At 62.3% G+C, this 17,969-nt stretch carries 19 protein-coding genes and 1 tRNA gene; 10 read left to right on the plus strand and 10 right to left on the minus strand.

Features of this window, described 5'->3' with window-relative positions; all coding sequences use genetic code 11:
* Positions 1–21: 21 nt before the first annotated feature.
* Both FJ546_RS26940 and FJ546_RS26950 read left to right on the plus strand, forming a co-directional pair.
* Positions 22–243, plus strand: a complete 222-nt coding sequence (locus tag FJ546_RS26940; protein ID WP_140892088.1) for a hypothetical protein — start codon at positions 22–24, stop codon at positions 241–243.
* A 417-nt stretch (positions 244–660) separates the two neighbouring features.
* On the plus strand, positions 661–897 hold the full coding sequence (locus FJ546_RS26950; protein ID WP_140892089.1) for a hypothetical protein: 237 nt from the start codon (positions 661–663) through the stop codon (positions 895–897).
* Between the two features lie 112 nt (positions 898–1,009).
* On the opposite strand, the gene FJ546_RS26955 is transcribed toward FJ546_RS26950, so the two are convergent.
* The 4 genes from FJ546_RS26955 to FJ546_RS26970 form a co-directional block, all read right to left on the minus strand.
* A complete protein-coding gene (locus tag FJ546_RS26955; protein WP_181168102.1) occupies positions 1,010–1,303 on the minus strand; it encodes a hypothetical protein in 294 nt (97 codons plus the stop codon).
* Between the two features lie 268 nt (positions 1,304–1,571).
* The gene (hutH, locus tag FJ546_RS26960; protein ID WP_140892091.1) at positions 1,572–3,077 is read right to left on the minus strand and encodes a histidine ammonia-lyase; all 1,506 of its coding nucleotides are present in this window, start codon (positions 3,075–3,077) and stop codon (positions 1,572–1,574) included.
* Positions 3,078–3,384: 307 nt separating this feature from the next.
* Positions 3,385–3,470: transfer RNA gene (locus FJ546_RS26965), tRNA-Leu, on the minus strand.
* A gap of 271 nt (positions 3,471–3,741) precedes the next feature.
* The gene (locus FJ546_RS26970) at positions 3,742–4,407 is read right to left on the minus strand and encodes an outer membrane protein (protein ID WP_140892092.1); all 666 of its coding nucleotides are present in this window, start codon (positions 4,405–4,407) and stop codon (positions 3,742–3,744) included.
* Positions 4,408–4,662: 255 nt separating this feature from the next.
* Here FJ546_RS26970 and FJ546_RS26975 point away from each other — a divergent pair, with 255 nt between their 5' ends.
* Together FJ546_RS26975 and ade are read left to right on the plus strand one after the other, a co-directional pair.
* The gene (locus tag FJ546_RS26975; RefSeq protein WP_246686981.1) at positions 4,663–4,974 is read left to right on the plus strand and encodes a hypothetical protein; all 312 of its coding nucleotides are present in this window, start codon (positions 4,663–4,665) and stop codon (positions 4,972–4,974) included.
* 81 nt (positions 4,975–5,055) lie between these two features.
* Positions 5,056–6,873, plus strand: a complete 1,818-nt coding sequence (gene ade / locus FJ546_RS26980; protein WP_140892094.1) for an adenine deaminase — start codon at positions 5,056–5,058, stop codon at positions 6,871–6,873.
* 267 nt (positions 6,874–7,140) lie between these two features.
* Here the strand turns inward: ade and FJ546_RS26985 are convergent, their stop codons facing one another.
* Positions 7,141–8,304, minus strand: a complete 1,164-nt coding sequence (locus FJ546_RS26985) for an alpha/beta hydrolase (protein ID WP_140892095.1) — start codon at positions 8,302–8,304, stop codon at positions 7,141–7,143.
* A 142-nt stretch (positions 8,305–8,446) separates the two neighbouring features.
* Positions 8,447–9,553 carry an alpha/beta hydrolase gene (locus tag FJ546_RS26990; RefSeq protein ID WP_181168103.1) on the minus strand — a complete coding sequence of 369 codons (1,107 nt, stop codon included), beginning with the start codon at positions 9,551–9,553 and terminating at the stop codon, positions 8,447–8,449.
* Between the two features lie 431 nt (positions 9,554–9,984).
* Between FJ546_RS26990 and ilvA the strand changes: the two genes are divergently transcribed.
* Positions 9,985–11,241 (plus strand): threonine ammonia-lyase IlvA, encoded by a 1,257-nt coding sequence (gene ilvA, locus FJ546_RS26995; RefSeq protein WP_140892097.1) that lies wholly within the window; start codon positions 9,985–9,987, stop codon positions 11,239–11,241.
* Complete coding sequence (locus tag FJ546_RS27000; protein WP_140892098.1) at positions 11,238–11,795, plus strand: DUF1697 domain-containing protein; 558 nt, start codon at positions 11,238–11,240, stop codon at positions 11,793–11,795. Before ilvA ends, FJ546_RS27000 begins: the two co-directional genes overlap by 4 nt.
* 47 nt (positions 11,796–11,842) lie before the next feature.
* Here the strand turns inward: FJ546_RS27000 and FJ546_RS27005 are convergent, their stop codons facing one another.
* Together FJ546_RS27005 and gloA are read right to left on the minus strand one after the other, a co-directional pair.
* Positions 11,843–12,136, minus strand: coding sequence for a DUF2218 domain-containing protein (locus tag FJ546_RS27005; protein ID WP_095770296.1), 294 nt, complete (start codon positions 12,134–12,136; stop codon positions 11,843–11,845).
* Between the two features lie 139 nt (positions 12,137–12,275).
* Positions 12,276–12,716 (minus strand): lactoylglutathione lyase, encoded by a 441-nt coding sequence (gene gloA, locus FJ546_RS27010; protein WP_140892099.1) that lies wholly within the window; start codon positions 12,714–12,716, stop codon positions 12,276–12,278.
* A 216-nt stretch (positions 12,717–12,932) separates the two neighbouring features.
* Here gloA and FJ546_RS27015 point away from each other — a divergent pair, with 216 nt between their 5' ends.
* From FJ546_RS27015 to FJ546_RS27025, 3 genes are read left to right on the plus strand one after another with little or no spacing between them, the layout of a single operon-like run.
* Positions 12,933–13,529 carry a cold-shock protein gene (locus FJ546_RS27015; protein WP_032920553.1) on the plus strand — a complete coding sequence of 199 codons (597 nt, stop codon included), beginning with the start codon at positions 12,933–12,935 and terminating at the stop codon, positions 13,527–13,529.
* A 24-nt stretch (positions 13,530–13,553) separates the two neighbouring features.
* Positions 13,554–14,114: a DUF192 domain-containing protein gene (locus tag FJ546_RS27020; protein WP_140892100.1), complete on the plus strand. Its 561-nt coding sequence runs from the start codon at positions 13,554–13,556 to the stop codon at positions 14,112–14,114.
* A gap of 19 nt (positions 14,115–14,133) precedes the next feature.
* Positions 14,134–14,901 carry an alpha/beta hydrolase gene (locus FJ546_RS27025; protein ID WP_140892101.1) on the plus strand — a complete coding sequence of 256 codons (768 nt, stop codon included), beginning with the start codon at positions 14,134–14,136 and terminating at the stop codon, positions 14,899–14,901.
* A gap of 84 nt (positions 14,902–14,985) precedes the next feature.
* Here the strand turns inward: FJ546_RS27025 and speB are convergent, their stop codons facing one another.
* Together speB and FJ546_RS27035 are read right to left on the minus strand one after the other, a co-directional pair.
* Positions 14,986–15,957 (minus strand): agmatinase, encoded by a 972-nt coding sequence (gene speB / locus FJ546_RS27030; protein ID WP_140892102.1) that lies wholly within the window; start codon positions 15,955–15,957, stop codon positions 14,986–14,988.
* A 107-nt stretch (positions 15,958–16,064) separates the two neighbouring features.
* Positions 16,065–16,670: a hypothetical protein gene (locus FJ546_RS27035; RefSeq protein WP_140892103.1), complete on the minus strand. Its 606-nt coding sequence runs from the start codon at positions 16,668–16,670 to the stop codon at positions 16,065–16,067.
* Positions 16,671–17,026: 356 nt separating this feature from the next.
* On the opposite strand from FJ546_RS27035, the gene cysE reads away from it, so the two are divergent.
* A complete protein-coding gene (gene cysE / locus FJ546_RS27040) occupies positions 17,027–17,875 on the plus strand; it encodes a serine O-acetyltransferase (protein WP_095770865.1) in 849 nt (282 codons plus the stop codon).
* The last annotated feature ends 94 nt before the right edge of the window (positions 17,876–17,969 follow it).

Raw genomic sequence — 17,969 nt, forward strand, 5'->3', positions numbered from 1 at the left:
GACCGCAACGGAAGCGGAACAATGGTTGAGCTTTTCAATATGGAACTGGCCAAGGCCAGACAGCGCGTCAACCGAGCGGAACGCGCTCTGGAACGCGCGCAAGAAATGCTGGAGGAGGACTGCGGCGTGGGAATCAATATCGCGCTTTGCAGCCGGATCAGGACCGCGCAGCGGCGGCTGATCGAGGCCAGGGAGCGCCTGACAAAGATTGATCCGCCAATAATTTTTGGCGGTTCCCCATGATGATGATGGCGACATTTCACCACGAAACCGCGAGAGGCGGTGAGGTATATCGCGCTGCCAGGTTCGCGCTCCTGACGCAGCGAATTGTCCAGGATATCAAACGCACCGATGCCGCGGCGGAGAAAGTCGAGCGAGCGCTGACCAAGTTGGCCGAAGCAAATGCTCTCGATGAACCTCGTACAGGATCACCCGGTCCGCGCCGTCCCGGCTAGGCTCCGCCTCACGCGCCGTCGGCGTCAGGCTGGGGCATTACGATATCATGGAGGCCAAAAACGCCTCGGGGCATGGTATATTAGCAATATACGATATATTAATGGCTATAATGCAGCCTTTGGCACAGGGATGGAATACCTCCCATCGACGTTCCGACATGCGCCCTGGAGCGCCGGAACGCTAGACCAATGCGGAGTAAAACGCATGAGTGTCGGCGCCGCTCTCGAACAATTACTGCGGCTGATTTATCGCCGGGCCATGAAACTGGCGATACTGCCGGAGGATGAAAGGGATTCCCATTACGATCACATCCGTCTGTCATGTTGCGCGGCCGCCGAGCACATTGGGCAAGATCCCGACAGGGCAGCCATCACGGCAAACGATATGGTTGAGTTTGTTCGCGCGCTGGTCGGAATCATCGAGGTAGGCTCTGGGCCATGAGCCAAGCGCCGATCAGCGGCCGCCGGTGCCACATTCTGGCGGCCAAGAGGGTGGCGCTAGGCGCATCTAGCAAACAGGGGAGACGCCGCCTTGGAGCAGCGGGAACGAGGCGCTAACGCTCGTGCTGTACGACGTAGCTGCTGGTGATGGCGTCGTCGCCCAGCCCGCGGGTCACAAAAACCCTTGTATAGCCGACCGGCAAGCCATCTGTGACGGTCGTATCGACGAGGCGACACCGGCCAACGGTTTCGCCGTTCGGAGCGCTTGCCAGCCTATCCTTCAGCGAAGCCATGCATAAGTCGAGCGACGCATACCTGCTTGGCGCCATATCGACGGGTTTGCAGACAGAACCCTCAACCGGGCTGCACTGGAGCAAAACCATCACTGCCGCGGTTGCCGGATCCATTTTCAAAAATCTCCCGCGTTTTAACGACCCTCAACGCGGAAAAGCATCCTTTGTTTCGCTTTGAGGAAAAAACGAATGCGGATGGCCGTTCTCGATACGGTTGCCCGGAAGAGGACGAGGACATCGAGGTCCTGGACAATGCCGCTTCACGAAGCCGGCCGGCATAGCTGACGACCGCATCGTCGATGCCAAGGCGATTATCCCGGTCCAGCGTCTGAAGCTGAACCCGATGTAGACCTGGCCGCTCGAAGCTGGCCGAGCATTTGCCTTACGAACTGTGCCGCGGACAGGCCGGCACGTCCATTTCGCGGATGAAGTTGCGCAAGGCTTCCATGTCCCGGGACAGAGGCCGATCGTCGGAATAGTGTGCGATATTGTCCCGGACCATTTGGTAGATGGTGTCGGTACCAGGCGCACGTGCACCGCGCACGGCCAGAAAATCATGGGCCTGCGCGGCTGCCATCAGCTCGATCGCCAGAATGTATTCGGCGTTGTCGATAACCGCCAGCAGCTTGTTGGCTGCGACGGTTGGATGAGCAAGAAAATCCTCTTGCAGGCCGGATGTGACGCCGCCGTCGGTCGCCGCCGGGGCAGCCAAACGCCGATTGACGTTGCTGAGCGATGTGGCCGTGTATTGGGCGATCATGAAGCCGGAATTGGCTCCGTCCTCATCGGCGAGGAAGGCCGGCAAATTGTTGACAAGTGGATTGACGAGACGATCGATCCGCCGCTCGCTCATTCCAGCCACCTGAGCCAAGGCGATGGTCAGGCCGTCAGCAGCCTGCCCGAGGGCGGGCGCTACCGCATGCGCCTCCGAAACGACCTGAGGATCGTTCAAAGACCCGAATACCGCCGGATTGTCGGTGACGGCAGCCAGTTCGCGGTCGACAAGCTCGGCGGACCGGTCCAGCACCTCCCGGGCGGCGCCGTGAACATGCGGCACGGCGCGAAGACTGAGTGCGTCTTGCGTGCGACTGCCGTGTGCCAGCGCGATAAGTTCGCTGCCATGAAGCCAGCCACGCAGCGATTTGCCCACGCCCTGAATGCCGGGTGAGGGCCTCATCGCCAGGATTGCCTCGCCGAAAGCCGGCATTTGCGCGCCTGCGGCTTCAAGTGTCAAAGCCGCCGCCGCATCAGCCCATCCCAACAAACGCTCGGCGCGCAGCACGGCGATGCTTGTCAGGCCTGTAGCGCATGCGGTGCCGTTGACGAGGCTCAAGCCCTCCTTGGCGCCAAGCTCCAATGGCTCCAGACCCATTTCAGCCAGGGCCTCGAGCCCGCTCATGGAGCGGCCCGCCACGGTTGCATTGCCTTCGCCGATCAGGACCAGTGCTACATGCGCGTTGTGCGTCAAATACCCGGCCGATCCCCGGGACGGCACGTCGGGAACGCAGTCGCGCTCGATGAAGGTGAGCAGATTGCGGACGATCGCAGGGCTCACGCCCGAATGGCCGTGCGCGAAATTTGCCACTTGAGCGGCAATGATGGCGCGCACGCCGCGTCTCGGCACGAGGTCGCCTACGCCGCAGGCGTGACTGCGAACGATATTGCGCGACAGTTTCTTTTGCAGGGCAGACGCCACGACCTTGCTTGACAAGGCGCCGACCCCGGTGTTGACGCCATAGGCGCGGATGCCTTTTTCGACGATGGCCGCTACGATCTGGTTCGCGAAGGCGATCCTCTCCCACGCTGCCCCGCTAAGCGCCAGGGATTCGCCTTCGCTCACCCGCGCGATGTCGCGCCAGCTGGCATTTCTATCTATCGTTATTGTCATTGCCCGTTCCGAATAGCTTTGCGAATGCGCAGGCGGCTGTCGGCCCGCTCGAAAGGCGGCGTGAGAACCGCTGCTTCGGCACCGTACCGCCCAATCACAGGCATAATGGCGATGGAATTGCCGGCTGATGCGACTGTAGCGACGTCGTCGGCAATAAAGACATGCCGCCTGCGATCCGGCGCTGGAAATCCGGCGCCCCGTTTGAAATCACTTTGAGGATGACGTCGAAAACTTATCGGATCGGCAGCTCACGCGGCATATGCGGCGGCTAGCCCGTGCGGGCAGTTTGACAGAGCCGAGCTTTGGGTGGTGCGGACGACGGGAATCGAACCCGTACGATCAGAGATCGAGGGATTTTAAGTCCCTTGCGTCTACCAATTCCGCCACGTCCGCAGGCCCGCTCTTTTCAGATGCCAGACAGAGGCCGTCAAGTCGTGTTCTTGGCCATCCTCAACACACACCCCAGAGGAGCGGGCGCGGCGATACTGGTGTGATCGCGGAATTTGGCGCGGGGCGCGCAATGGGTAGGGTGTTTGCACGGCGGACTTGATCCGCCGAGGCCGGCGTCTACCAGGCCCAACCCATTCCCCCGCCCACTGGGGGCGCCGGCCGCCCCTCATCGACTTTGCTGATCACGTCACAGCCGTCGCTCGCCGATCGAGGCTCAGAACTTGTAGCTGAGATTGATGCCAACGGTGTTCAGTTTGGTATCCTGGTCGCGGCCGACGAAGTCGCTGGACCCGTCATAGTGCTCGGAACCGAAATCGTAGTAGCGATACTGGGCGCCGACGACGAATTTGTCGGTCAGCGCGTAGTCGACGCCGGCGCCCACGGTCCAGCCGACATTCGTGCCTGTCTCGGAGAAGGCGGAGCCTGCTGATTGCGAGGTTTCGATGCCGGCGAAGGCGATGCCGCCTATGCCGTAGACCAGCACACGATCCATAGCGTATCCGGCCTTGGCGTTGACCGATCCGAACCATTTGATGTCGGCGCCGAAATTGTTTCCGGGTTCGACTTCCGCCGTGCCGTCGACCGAGGAATAGTTGAGGTCAGCCTCAGCGCCGATCACCGCCTGGTCGAACTGCCATAGCCCGGCGACGTGCCCGCCGATGAAACCGCCGTTTATTTCGGGCGAGACCGAAAACGGCCCGCCTTCCGTTCCTGAGATGTCGGACTGGCCCCAGCCATAGCCCGCCTGCAGGCCGGCATAGTATCCTGTCCAGTCGAAGCCGGGCGCCGTCATCGGCACATCGACTGTCGGGTCGGCTGCAAAAGCCGGCATCGACAGGACGGCAAGCAGACCGGCACTTGCGACGACAAGGCGATACATTCGAACTCCCCGGATGAAGAGCCGGAAAAATCTTGAGAGCCAAGGTAGACCGATTTACGCCAAAACGGAATCCTGTTTCTGGCTGCGGCCGTGTGTCGCTCGCCGAGGCACAGGCTTTAAGCCGAGGACAGCCAGCATTGCCGGGGGAATGTCAGCATGCAAAATGGCCGTCTTGCAGGGAAAAATCCTGATGAACAGCCTATCGCTGGAACGGCCATCATACTGTTCACCCGCGGTCTCGCCATGGCCGAGCCATTGACGCTCGCCATCGCCAAGGCAGCGGTCGTATCCGATCAAGCGTCGGGACAGCGGGCGCTCAACCTGAAGATGACACCGGACAGCGCGAAGGCGTTCGGCGACTTCACCAGGGCGAATGTCAGGAAGGTGGTCGACCTCAGCGTCGACGGTGCCGTGGTGGCGTCGCCGCGCCTGGTCGAACCCATCCTCGGCGGGGAGGTAATGCTCAGCGGCACCTTCGCCCCGGGCGAACTCCAGCGCCTGGCGGAACGGATTTCGGCCGGCGGTGCGAAAGTCACGGTCGAGGTCACGGCTGAACAGCCTTTGTGAAGGCTGGACGGGCCGGTCCGCCGTTTGGCGCTGGTCAAAACCAGGCAGGCTTGGCACAGTCGCCCAAACAGGAGTCCCTTCATGGCAAAGAAGCCGGCGGCGCATGCGACGAAACCAAAACCCTGGACCGAGATGGCGACGCATCTGGTCGACGTCGCCATGGGCCGCAAGCCCGCCGATCTCGTCATCCGCAACGGCCGCTGGGTCAACGTTCACTCCGGCGAGATCATCGCCGGCACCGACATCGCCATTGCCGGCGGCCGCTTTGCCTATTGCGGGCCGAATGCCAGCCACGCCATCGGCCAGGGCACCAAGGTGGTCGATGCCGGCGGGCGCTATCTGGTGCCCGGCCTCTGCGACGCGCACATGCATGTCGAGAGTGGCATGGTGACCGTGACCGAGTTCTGCCGTGCCGTCATCCCGCACGGCACCACGTCGATGTTCATCGATCCGCACGAGATCGCCAATGTGCTGGGCTTGCCGGGCGTGCGGCTGATGCATGACGAGGCGGTGGCGATGCCCATCAACGTGCATGTGCAGATGCCGTCCTGCGTGCCGTCGGCACCGGGGCTGGAGCATGCCGGCGCCGAGCTGACGGTTGCCGATGTTGCCGAGGCCATGAGCTGGGAAAACATCATCGGCCTCGGCGAAGTGATGAATTTTCCAGGCGTCGCCGCTAACGATCCCGTCATGTCGGGCGAGATCGCCGCGACGGTAAAGGCTGGCAAGACGGTTGGCGGCCACTATGCCTCGCGCGACCTTGGCTTGCCGTTCCACGGCTATGTCGCCGGCGGACCCGAGGACGACCACGAAGGCACGCGCGCGGAAGATGCCATCGCTCGTGTTCGCCAGGGCATGAAGGCGATGCTGCGGCTGGGCTCGGCCTGGTACGATGTCGCCTCGCAGATCAAGGCGGTGACCGAAGGCGGCATCGATCCGCGCAACTTCATCCTGTGCACCGACGACAGCCATTCCGGCACGCTGGTGCATGACGGCCACATGGACCGGGTGGTGCGCCACGCCATCCAACAGGGGCTGAAGCCGGTGACGGCGATCCAGATGGCGACGATCAACACTGCCCAGCATTTCAGGCTGGAACGCGAAATCGGTTCGATCGCGCCGGGACGGCTGGCCGACCTGCTGATTGTCTCCGACCTCGCCGCAATGACCATCGATGAGGTTTTTGCGCGCGGTGTCAGGCTGGCCAAGGGTGGCAAGCTCGACATCGACATTCCGGCCCATGATTACCCGAAGACGGCGAAGAACACCGTCAAGTTGGGCAAGAAGCTCAGGGCTGGCGATTTCGACATCACGGCTCCCAAGGGCGCCAACGAGGTGCGGGTGCGCGTCATCGGCGTCATCGAGAACCAGGCGCCGACGCGGGCGCTGGAGGCCGATCTGCCGGTCGAGGACGGGCTGGTCGCCATGGACCGCCGCAACGACGTCTGCCAGATCGCGCTGGTCGAGCGGCACAGGGGCACGGGCGGTGTCACCAACGCCTTCGTCTCCGGCTTCGGCTATATGGGCGATTGCGCCATGGCCTCGAGCGTGGCGCATGATGCCCATCACATCATCTGCGTCGGCACCAACAAGCAGGACATGGCCCTGGCGGTCAACCGGCTGGGCCAAGTCGGCGGTGGTGTCGTGCTGTTCTCCAAGGGCAAGGAACTGGCACTCGTCGAAATGCCGATCGCGGGCCTGATGTCGGACGAGCGCGCCGAGATCGTCGCCGCCAAGGCCGAGAAACTGACAGAGGCGATGCGCAAGATGGGCTGTTCGCTGAACAACGCCTACATGCAGCACTCGCTGCTGGCGCTGGTGGTCATTCCGGAATTGAGGATTTCCGACGTCGGCCTGATCGACGTGACGACGTTCCAGAAGGTCGACCTGTTTGTATAATTTTGTATAAATCTTCTCGGAATATGCGAGCCTACCGTAACTCTTGGAGATTTTTGTAAGCGAAATTAGAAGAGGTAATTCTCAACGAGAGATCCCACGATCCCAACGATAATAGAGCCAAGGAAGGCAATATAAGCGTACAAATCATTTTTATTTTCTATATTTCGCCACCGCTGCGTATTCTTATCGAGAAGATTGAAATAGACTAGAATGGCAACGCTGGTTCCGCCAAGTATCCACATCGAGTACGGCATGACATAAAATCCTTCACCCGCCGGTGACGATGGTCAGCACCTTGAACGGCGTGGTTATGACGACCTCGGCGACCGAACCGACGGCCTTGCCGAGGCCCTGGCCGAGATTGTTGAGCTGCGCCGGGTCGGGTTCGTCGGAGCCTAGGCCAGCAGGGGTGCGCAGGCGATCGCCGAGCAACTGCACCAGGATGGGATTGTCGGCGAATTTCGCGTGGTTGAGACCACCGTCGCCGCCCTTGATCTTTGTCAGGTCGACCACGGACACGCCGTAGCTGGCGAGATCGGCCGCATTGCCGTAGTCGCCGACACGCGGCTTGTCGCCGGAGATAAGTGAAGACAATTTGAGCGCACGGTCATCGCCGGACAGCAGCACGGCAAACGGCTTGTTTGGCTTGCCGTATCGGATCATCTGCTTTTTGAACACGTCGACATCGATGTCGGGCGAAGCCAGGACGACATAGCCGAGTTTGCCGCCGAGATCGCGGTCGCCCGTGATGGCGAGTTGGCGCAGCGCCTCCATGGTCAGCCAGGTTCCCATCGAATGGGCGATGATGTCGATGCTCTTGACCCGTGTCTTGGCGAGCATTCTGAGCGTCGCCTCGAGATCGTCGCGGGCGGCGTTGGCGCTGTCCTTGTCGTAGATATAGCCCGTCGTCTTGGCGCTCGACGCCCATGAGAACAGTACCGGCGTGCCGGGATATTTCGTGTCGTGGGCGATCTGTGTCAGCCGGTAGATGCCGTCGTCGAAGCCATTGTTGAAGCCGTGCACGAACACCAATGCGCGATCGCCGCGCACGGCAATGTCAGCGCCGACCGCCTTGGCGAATTGCGAGGCATCGCCATAGTGGACGACATTGGTGGCGGTGAATTGCTTTGCCGGGTTCGAGTTGGCTGAGCCCTTGGCCCGCTCGATGGCGCCGATCTGGTGGACCTTCGGCACGGTGACGTCGACACGGGCGTAGCTGGTGGTCAACGAGCGATCGCCGTCGAACACCTGCCGCGGATCCTTGGTCGCCTGCCGGCGGGTGGTGGCGACGAAAATTTGGTGCGCGGCCGCGATGTCGGAGGCTGGCACGGACACAGTCGTCTTGTTGAGCAGGTCATGCGTGTTCTGGCCGGCACAGCCGGCAAGGGCGAGCGTCAACGCCACGACGAAACTGTTCAAGCGCAAGCTCAAGCGCCGGCTCCCATCAAGGGGTACGTCAAAAGCATGACGTCACCGCTATTCCGATAGGGCCAGAGACCGGCGCGGTCCAGTTCAAAGTGGCCCGATACCTCGTGAATGGTGAACAGGCACGGCGAAATTCGCGCCGCCGCATCTACTGCCCGAGCAGGCTGATGCGGTCGGTCACGTCCCGGTCGCTGGCAAAACCGTCATCTTCGCGCAGCCGCTGGCCGATCATCTTCACCAAGGCCGGATTGTCGGCGAATTTCGTATGGTTGAAGCTGTCGCTGCCCTTGACCTTGGAGAGATCGACCACCGTCACGCCGTAGGAGGCAAGATCGGCGGCATCCTTGTAATCGCCGACGCGTGGCCGTGAACCGGCGATCAGACCGGAAAGCCTCAGCGCGCGGTCGTCGTCGGACAACAGCAGGATGAACGGCTTGTCGGGCTTGCCATAGCGGCGCATCTGGCTCTTGAACACGTCGACATCGATGTCGGGCGACGCGAGCACCACGTCACCGAGCTTGCCGCCAAGATTGCGGTCGCCGCTGATGGCCATCTGGCGCAGGGTTTCCATTGTCACCCAAGTTCCCATCGAATGCGCGACAATGTCGATGCGGCGCGCGCCGGACTGCTGCAGCATGCGCAATGTCACTTCGAGCTGGTCGCGTGCGGCGCTGGCACTTTCCTTGTCATAGACATAGTCGGTGGTCTTGGCGCCCGATGCCCAGGAAAACAGCATCGGCGTGCCCGGATAGCCGGAATCGTGGACGATCTGGGTGAGGCGGTAGACCGCATCGTCGAAACCGGTGTTGTAGCCGTGCACGAAGACCATGACGCGGCCGCCGCGCGCCGCGATATCGGCGTTGAGCGCGCTGGAGAATTTCGGCTGTGTGTCGTAGCCGACAACCTCGGAGGCCATGAAATACTTGGCCGGGTCATCCGACTTGCCGCGGGAGCGCCGTTCGATCTGGCCGGTCGTGTGGACCCCCGGAACAGTGACGTTGACGCGGGCATAATTCAGCGTCGCCGAGCGCTCGCCGTCGAAAACCTTGTTGGGATCGTCGGATTTCTTGCGTGTCGTGGTGATGAAGATCGAGTGGTTGCCGGCGATATCCGTCACCGGCGCGGCGACGATGGCGCTGCCAAGCAATTCCTGCGTTTGCGGGCCGGCGCAGCCGGCGACGAGCAAGGCGAGACAAACAGTAACGATCTTCTTCAAAGGCACGCCTGAAATTTCCACTCCGGCCAAAAGGCCCATCTACCCCCGCGACACCTCCCGGACAGGGAGAGTGCGGCAGAACTAAGTCGTGTCCAGCCGAAATGTGGTCAGCGGCTGGCTACGGCCAGCGTACTGTTGCGCGAAAGCCAAAGTGGCGGAGGAAAAGCCGGGATAAGGGCAGCCTCCTCCAGCTTGAGGCGGATGCCCGGATACGTCGGCCGCGAAGACTCGCGTCGCTTCGATTTCGCGACCAGTCGATACAACGGCATGAACAAATGGGTACAAGCGCTTGCGAATATTATACGAATTTTGGCTGAAGAGAGCTGCGAACGACCGGACAATGGCGTTGCGGGACCGGATATGCCATAGGCAGGACCGGCTGCGAGAGATCAGCGTGCAATAAACAGCCGCTGTGCGGCCAGGTTGATGACAGGGGTCCGCACGGACATGCGGCACAAGGTGGCTTTCCGATGAGCAGTTTTTCCTCCCGCGTCGCCGCCGCGGCCGCCGCGATCCGCCAGATCTTTCCGGAAACGCCGCTGCAGGAAAATGACTACCTGTCGAAGAGGACCGGCGCCCGGGTGCTGCTGAAGCGCGAGGATCTGAGCCCGGTGCGCTCCTACAAGATCCGTGGCGCCTTCAACTTCTTCCGCAAGGCGCTGGCCGCCGGCAACCAGGCCGAACTGTTCGTCTGCGCGTCGGCCGGCAACCATGCCCAGGGTTTTGCCTTCGTCTGCCGCCATTTCGGCAAAAAGGGCGTGGTGTTCATGCCGGTGACGACACCGCAGCAGAAAATCGACAAGACCAGGCTGTTCGGCGGCGATTTCGTCGAGATCAGGCTGGTCGGCGACTTTTTCGACGACTGCTATCGCGCCGCCTTCGAATTCACCGAAAGCTCGGGCGCCCACATGGTGCCCCCCTTCGACCACAAGGACATTATCGAGGGTCAGGCGACGGTCGCCTATGAGATCGCGGACCAGATGCCGGGCGCGCACATGCCCGACATCATCATGCTGCCCGTCGGCGGCGGCGGGCTCGCTGCCGGCGTGACGCATTATTTCGCCGACCAAGGCCGCGAGGCGCGTTTCGTCTTTTGCGAGCCGGCCGGCGCGCCGAGCCTGCATGACAGCCTTGCTGCGGGAAAACGGCTGAAGCTCGCCAAGGTCGACAACTTCGTCGATGGCGCGGCGGTAGCCGAGATCGGCCGCGAACCCTTGCGGTATCTCAAGGAATTCGCCGCCGACACGGTGCGGCTGATCCCGGAAAACCGGCTCTGCGCGACCATGATCGAGATGCTCAATGTCGAAGGCGTCGTGCTTGAGCCGGCCGGCGCCTTGGCCATCGATGCGTTGAAGGATTTTTCCAGAAAGGAGATCCGCGGCAAGACCATTGTCGCCGTGGTTTCGGGCGGCAATTTCGATTTCGAGCGGCTGCCTGATGTCAAGGAACGGGCGCTGCGCTTCGAAGGCCTGAAGAAATACTTCATCATCCGCTTCCCGCAGCGGCCGGGCGCACTGCGCGACTTCCTCGAAATGCTGGGTCCGGACGACGACATCGCCCGCTTCGAGTATCTGAAGAAGTCGGCGCGCAATTTCGGCTCGGTGCTGATCGGCATCGAAACCAAGGACCGCCGCAATTTCGACCTGCTGAAGGCAAATTTCGAGGCCGAGGGGGTCCAGTATCAGGACATCACCGACAACGAGACATTGGCGGGCTTCATCATATGAGCGCAAAGGTCTTCATCGCCCTGTTTTCCGGCATCAATGTCGGCGGCAACCGCATCGTCAAGATGGCGGAGCTGCGCTCGTTCTTCGAGGATCTCGGCTTTTCCGACGTCGGCACCTATGTGCAGAGCGGCAATGTCGTGTTCCGGGCCGGCAAGGGCGACGCGGCCGCGCTGGCCAGACAAATCTCACCGGCGTTCGAGAAGAAATGGGGTTTTCATTCGCGCGTCATGGTGCGCGATCTCTCCTGGTTGGAACGGCTGGTGAGCGAAAATCCCTATCCGGAAGCGGCCGCCGACCACACGAAGCTCCACGCCTATGCGCTGGAGCGTGAGCCGACCGCCGAAGAGGTGGCGCGGCTGGCTGAGAAATGCACCGGGCCCGAGCGCTTCGAAGTCAAGGGAGACGTGCTCTACCTCAGCGCCCCGGACGGGCTCGGCAAGTCAGTCTTCGCCAACCTCATTCCGCGTGTTCTGAAGGTGCCGGGCACCGCGCGCAACTGGCGCTCGGTGCTGGCGCTGCTGGAGATGGCCGGCCGGACCGGCGGGAAAGCATGACCCCGAAAAGTGGGTACTGGTTTTCAGGGTCATGCTCAAACAAACACCTACGCTGCCGTCGCCGGCTTCCAGTCGAAGGTCAGTTCTTCGCGGAAGGCAAAGCGCTTGATGTGGTCGGCCACGACACTTTCCAGGCGCTCGAGCGATCCCGCTTCGTCGGTTGACACCACGATGTGCAACGCTGCCGTGTCCGCATCCATGACGGTACGGCCGAGCGACAGATCGATCGTGCCATGGGTGGGGTCGAATTCGACGGGAAATTTGTGCGCCCAGTGCTTGCACAGCTGCTGCAGATAGCGGCTGGCATGTTCGGTGGCGACATCGGCGCGGCTGGTCGGCATGAGTGAACTCTCCGGAAGGGCAGGCGCCCATTACTTGACATGGCGCCAGACCTGTCAGGCTGGTGCCATGTTCGGGTAGATAGGTGCCCTCGTGAAAAACGCCAAAGGCGGCCGGGCAACTTCCGCCCGGTGCCAACGCCTACCAGCTTCCGGTGTTGGCCATCGAAGCCCAGGGTTCGGCCTTGGCTTTCGCCGGGCCCTTCTGCAGAAGCTCGATCGAAATGCCGTCCGGCGACCTGATGAACGCCATGTTGCCGTCGCGCGGCGGCCGGTTGATGGTGACGCCATTGTCCATCAGATGCTGGCAGGTGGCGTAGATGTCATCGACCTCATAGGCGAGGTGGCCGAAATTGCGCCCGCCCTTGTAGTCTTCCGGATCCCAGTTGTAGGTGAGTTCAATCAGCGGCGCCTTGTTTTTGATGCCGCTCTGCTCATCTTCGGAGGCTGCGAGGAAGATCAGCGTGAAGCGGCCCTGCTCGTTTTCGTAGCGGCGAACTTCCTTCAGCCCGAGCTTGTTGCAGTAGAAATCGAGCGAGGCATCGACGTCGGCAACGCGGACCATGGTGTGCAGATAGCGCATGAGTTTTCCTCGATCTGTTGGGATGCGGCGCAACATAGGGTCGGCCCGGCGAAAGGGCAATCTCCCGCGGCCGGCGAGGCCGGCAAAGAACAAATCCGGTATTCCCGCAATGAACCGTGAAAAAAGGCAGGGAAGGTCTTGCACACACCGGAAGCCGCGGTGTTAATCTGCTGTCAAGAATCAGTTGCGGTGTTCTTGAAAAAAGGGGGCATTCTTATGGGGGAAAAGGCCTCTTTGACGGGGCGGGCCGGAACCCTTGGCGACGCCTTGAAGCGCGACGAAGGCGGCGACGCCGCCGACTTGACCGAAATTGCCGGCGCCATCAAGTGGTTCGATGTGGCCAAGGGTTATGGGTTCATCCTGCCCGATGACGGTGTCTCGGGCGATATCCTCCTCCATGTGACATGTCTTCGACGGGACGGTTTCCAGACTGCCCTGGAAGGCGCGCGCGTGGTCTGCCTTGTCAAGCAGGGCGATCGCGGGCTGCAGGCCTTTCGTGTGCTTTCCATGGATGTCACCACCGCCGTCCACCCCGCGGAAATGCAGGAACAGCGCACCCATGTCGCGGTGACGCCGGAGAGCGGGCTCGAACGCGCTTTGGTCAAGTGGTTCAACCGCACCAAGGGCTTCGGCTTCCTGACTCGCGGCGAAGGCACCGAGGACATTTTCGTCCATATGGAGACCTTGCGCCGCTATGGCATCACCGAGCTTCGGCCGGGGCAGGTCGTGCTTGTCCGTTTCGGCCGCGGTGACAAAGGCCTTATGGCCGCCGAAATTCACCCCGATATGGGCACCTTGCCGGTTTCGCACTAGGACGATTTCGGCCGAGGATCTTGGATGACTCGCAGGAACTGGCTGACGGCGGGCGTGTTTTGCGCCATTGCGGCCGTGATCGTGGCCACAGGCGCTTTCTTCTATTCGGAACGGCCGACCTCGGCCGACAGCCGGGCGATGATTCTTCCGGTCGACCCGACGCCGCTGGTCGTGGTGACGAAAGATGGGAATCGCTCCTTTTCGATCGAAATCGCCGACAACGACGCGGAGCGCGAGGCCGGCTTGATGTATCGCCAGGACATGGCGGACGATCACGGCATGCTGTTTGTCTTCGAGATACAGCAGCAGGTCAGTTTCTGGATGCAGAACACGCCGATGCCGCTTGACCTGATCTTTGTCGGCCAGGATGGCAAGATCCGCGCCGTCAAGCATGGCGAGCCGCAATCCCAGGCCATCATTTCGCCTGGCGTGCCCGTGCGCTTCGTGCTCGAGCTCAAGGCCGGCGCCGCCGCCAAATACGGCATCGGGTATGGCGACCTCTTGCGCCACCCGGCAATAGGCACCGTATCCGGGCCTGGCATGCCGCCGCCGGACAATGGCGACGAACCCAACGGCGGCGGCTGAACGCGAGGTGGGGCAGCCGATGCAGTTCTTCTCTCATGACGGGTTCGATCTTGCCTTCCTCGACCGCCAACCAGCATCGGGGCAGGGTGATCCCGTGCTCATGATCCACGGCTTCGCCTCGAGCCACTACGTCAACTGGGTGTCGCCCGGCTGGTTCAAGACGCTCAACGATGCCGGGTATCGCGCCATCGCCTTCGACAATCGCGGCCATGGCTCGTCATCGAAGAGCTATGACGAGGCTGACTATACGCCGGCGAAAATGGCCTCCGATGCCGCCGCCTTGCTCGATCATCTCGGCATCGAACGGGCCCATGTCATGGGCTATTCGATGGGCGCTCGCATCGCGGCGTTTCTGGCCCTGTCCGATCCGGACAAGGTGGCGACGCTGGTCTTTGGCGGCCTCGGCATCGGCATGATCGATGGTGTCGGCGATTGGGATCCGATTGCCGACGCCCTGCTTGCCGACGATCCGGCCACGACCACCCATCCGCGCGGCCGCTCTTTCCGCGCTTTCGCCGACCAGACCCGCAGCGATCGCCGGGCGCTTGCCGCCTGCATCGCCACATCGCGGGAGTTGCTGAGCGAGCAGGACATTGCCCGCATCGCCCAGCCGACGCTGGTCGCGGTCGGCACCACGGACGACATTGGCGGCTCGCCAGACGAACTCGCCGCCCTGATGCCGAACGCCAGGGCTTTCCATATCGAGGGCAGGGACCATATGCTGGCGGTCGGAGACAAAACCTTCAAGCAACGCGTGCTGGAGTTTTATGCCGAATATCCGCTTTGAGCGGTCTGCCGGTGGGCTGGCGCGTTCCAACGACAATCGCGGGGCTGGCCATGCTCGCGGCAATGGCGTCGACCATAGGCGCCCTTACCTGATCTTGCGCGTTCTCGCTTCGTGGACCGACTTCGCCAGCACGCACAGCAATTCGAACATCATCGTCGCACCCGCCAGCGCTGTCATGCTGCCGAGATCGAATGGCGGCGCCACTTCCACGACATCGGCGCCGACAATGTTCAATCCGTCGAGCAGGCGGACCATTTCCTGCGCCTCGCGAGTGGTGAAGCCGCCGAGCTCGGGCGTGCCTGTTCCCGGCGCCATCGACGGGTCGATGCAGTCGATGTCGAAGGTCACATAGGTCGGGCCGGTTCCGGCGATGGCGCGCGCTTCTTCCATGACGCTGGCCGCGCCGCGCCGGACGAACTCCTCCATGTAGATGATGCGAATGCCCTGGGCGACCGCCCAGTCATGCTCGCCGGGCTCGTAGATCGAGCCGCGAATGCCGATCTGCACGACCCGTTTGGGATCGAGCAATTCCTCTTCGATGGCGCGGCGGAACGGCGTGCCGTGCGTGTAGGGATTGTCGCCGAAATAGCGGTCGTTGGTGTCGGAATGCGCATCGAAATGGATCATGCCCACCGGACGATCCTTGGCGACGGCTCGCAGCACTGGCAAAGTCGTCAGATGATCGCCGCCGGCGGCGAGCGGAATGGCGCCTGCCGCCACGATCGCAGCGACGCCGTCCTCGATGCGCTTCAACCCGTCCATCAGGTTGATCGGATTGACCGAGAGGTCGCCGACATCGGCGACATTGGCAATGCTGAACGGTTCGATGCCCGACACATGGTGGGCGCGCCGCATCAGGCTCGACTGGTTGCGGATCTCGCGGGGGCCGTGCCGTGCGCCGGCGCGGTTGGTCGTGCCGCCATCCCACGGTATGCCGACGAGCGCGATATCGAGCCCTTCGGCGCTCGCCACCGCCGGCAGCCGCATGAAGGTCGAGAGCCCGGCAAAACGGGGAACGGCCGAGGCATCGACCGGCTGGAAGAAATTGCTGCTCATAATGTCGGCACCTCAGAAGAATTCACGTTTGACGATTTCGGCGATCCGCCCCTCGCAGTCTGGCTTCTTGTGGCCGCATGCAAAAGCCCCGCGATCGCCGGCGAAAATCACGAGGGCCTTTGCAGGGCCTCCAGCGAGCGCGCCATGTTCAGCCTGGCCTGCGGCTCGAAGCGCTGGCGAAATTCCTCGGTGAGGAAAATGCGCGGGCGGGCAAGGAGATCCTTCAGCACGGCTCCCCGCCCGGCACGCCACATCGGCTCCTCCACCCAGCCATATTCGCGGCGGACCGCGCGTTCATAGGCGTCGAACGCATCCGGTGCGGCACCCAGGATCGACAGATCCATGTCGAGGAAGAGGCTGGCGTCGCGTGTGGCCGCGTCGTCATCGAACCCGGGCAACTGGTGTGTGGCGGTGGCGAGGATCATCGCGCCGATGCGGTCCAGGCGCTCCGGGTCGGTTCGGCTCGCGAGCTTTTGCGCGGCAAGCGCGGCACTTCTGGCCTCATTGTCCTTGGCCTTGCTGTCGTAGATGGCGTCGTGGAACCAGATCGCCGCTTCGACGGCTTCCGGATCGCTGAGCAGCGCTCGATAATCGTCGGCCAGCGCCAGCATCGCCTCGATATGGGCAAGGTTGTGATAGTGACGGCTTTCGGCCAGGTAGAGCGCCGCGAGTTCCTGTTTCAGCGGTTCGTCGATCAAGGGCTGGTCTTCCATGTCGGTCATCCGTCCAGTTAATCGATCTCGGCCTCTTCGAGCCAGTCACTCCGAACCTTGCATGGGCCGGAGCTCTGGGGAATGCTGCTATTTGAACCGAGGTCCATCACGGCGCGGCGTCATCGGCGCCGCGCTGGCCTTGAGTCCGCTATCGGATCGTCCAGGCCGCTGGGCGCGAAAGGCAGCTTACCGGCGACATGGCGATCAAGGGTTCGTTTTCCATGGCTGCTTGAATTCCTGCGAACCAAATCCATTTGACACAGCACTAAAGAAAATTGAGTTCAATCATGCTATGATCTGGCTTATATGTGCCGCCGGAAAACAGGCAAGCCAGCAGGACGCAGGACGCGACGTCGATGAACAGCATCAGCATTTCCCGCCACAGCGCGTTGCAGCCGGTCGATCCGATCTGGCGTTCGATCCGCGACGAAGCGATGGACGCCGTCAACCGCGACCCCCTGCTTGCCGCCTTCCTCTATTCGACGATCCTCAACCAGGAGAGCCTGGAAGAGGCTGTCATCCACCGGATCGCCGAGCGGCTTGCCCATCAGGATATCGGCTCCGATCTGATCCGCCAGACCTTCAAGACCATGCTGGCCGACGACAAGGAATGGCCGACCACCGTGCGTGTCGACATCCAGGCCTATTACGACCGCGACCCGGCCTGCGACCGTTTCATCATGCCGGTGCTCTATTTCAAGGGCTTTCACGCCATTCAGACCCATCGGCTGGCGCATTGGCTGTGGACCCAGGGCCGCAAGGATTTCGCGCTCTATCTGCAGAGCCGCTCGTCCTCGGTCTTCCAGACCGACATCAATCCGGCCGCGCGCATCGGCAAGGGCATCTTCATCGATCACGCCACCGGGCTCGTCGTCGGCGAGACCGCGGTCATCGAGGACGATGTGTCGATCCTGCACGGCGTGACGCTGGGCGGCACCGGCAAGGCCGGCGGCGACCGCCATCCCAAGATCCGCCGCGGCGTGCTGATCGGCGCCGGCGCCAAGATTCTCGGCAACATCGAGATCGGCCATTGCTCCAAGGTCGCCGCCGGGTCAGTGGTGCTGTCGCCCGTGCCGCACAACAAGACGGTTGCCGGTGTGCCGGCCCGCGTGGTCGGCGAGACCGGCTGCGACCAGCCTTCGCGCCAGATGGACCAGCTGCTGCCGTCGCAGTCGATGGACCAGGTGATCAGCTTCGATATCTGATTTCCACGCCGGCGCGCTGTCCGGCGCGATTGCGATTTTGTCCGGCGGCGCTGCCGCTTCCGGTGCAATACGGCCGGCTTGCCTTTACATCGCC

Origin of the sequence: Mesorhizobium sp. B2-4-19 (assembly GCF_006441315.1) — a bacterium.
In the GTDB taxonomy this organism is placed as follows: domain Bacteria; phylum Pseudomonadota; class Alphaproteobacteria; order Rhizobiales; family Rhizobiaceae; genus Mesorhizobium.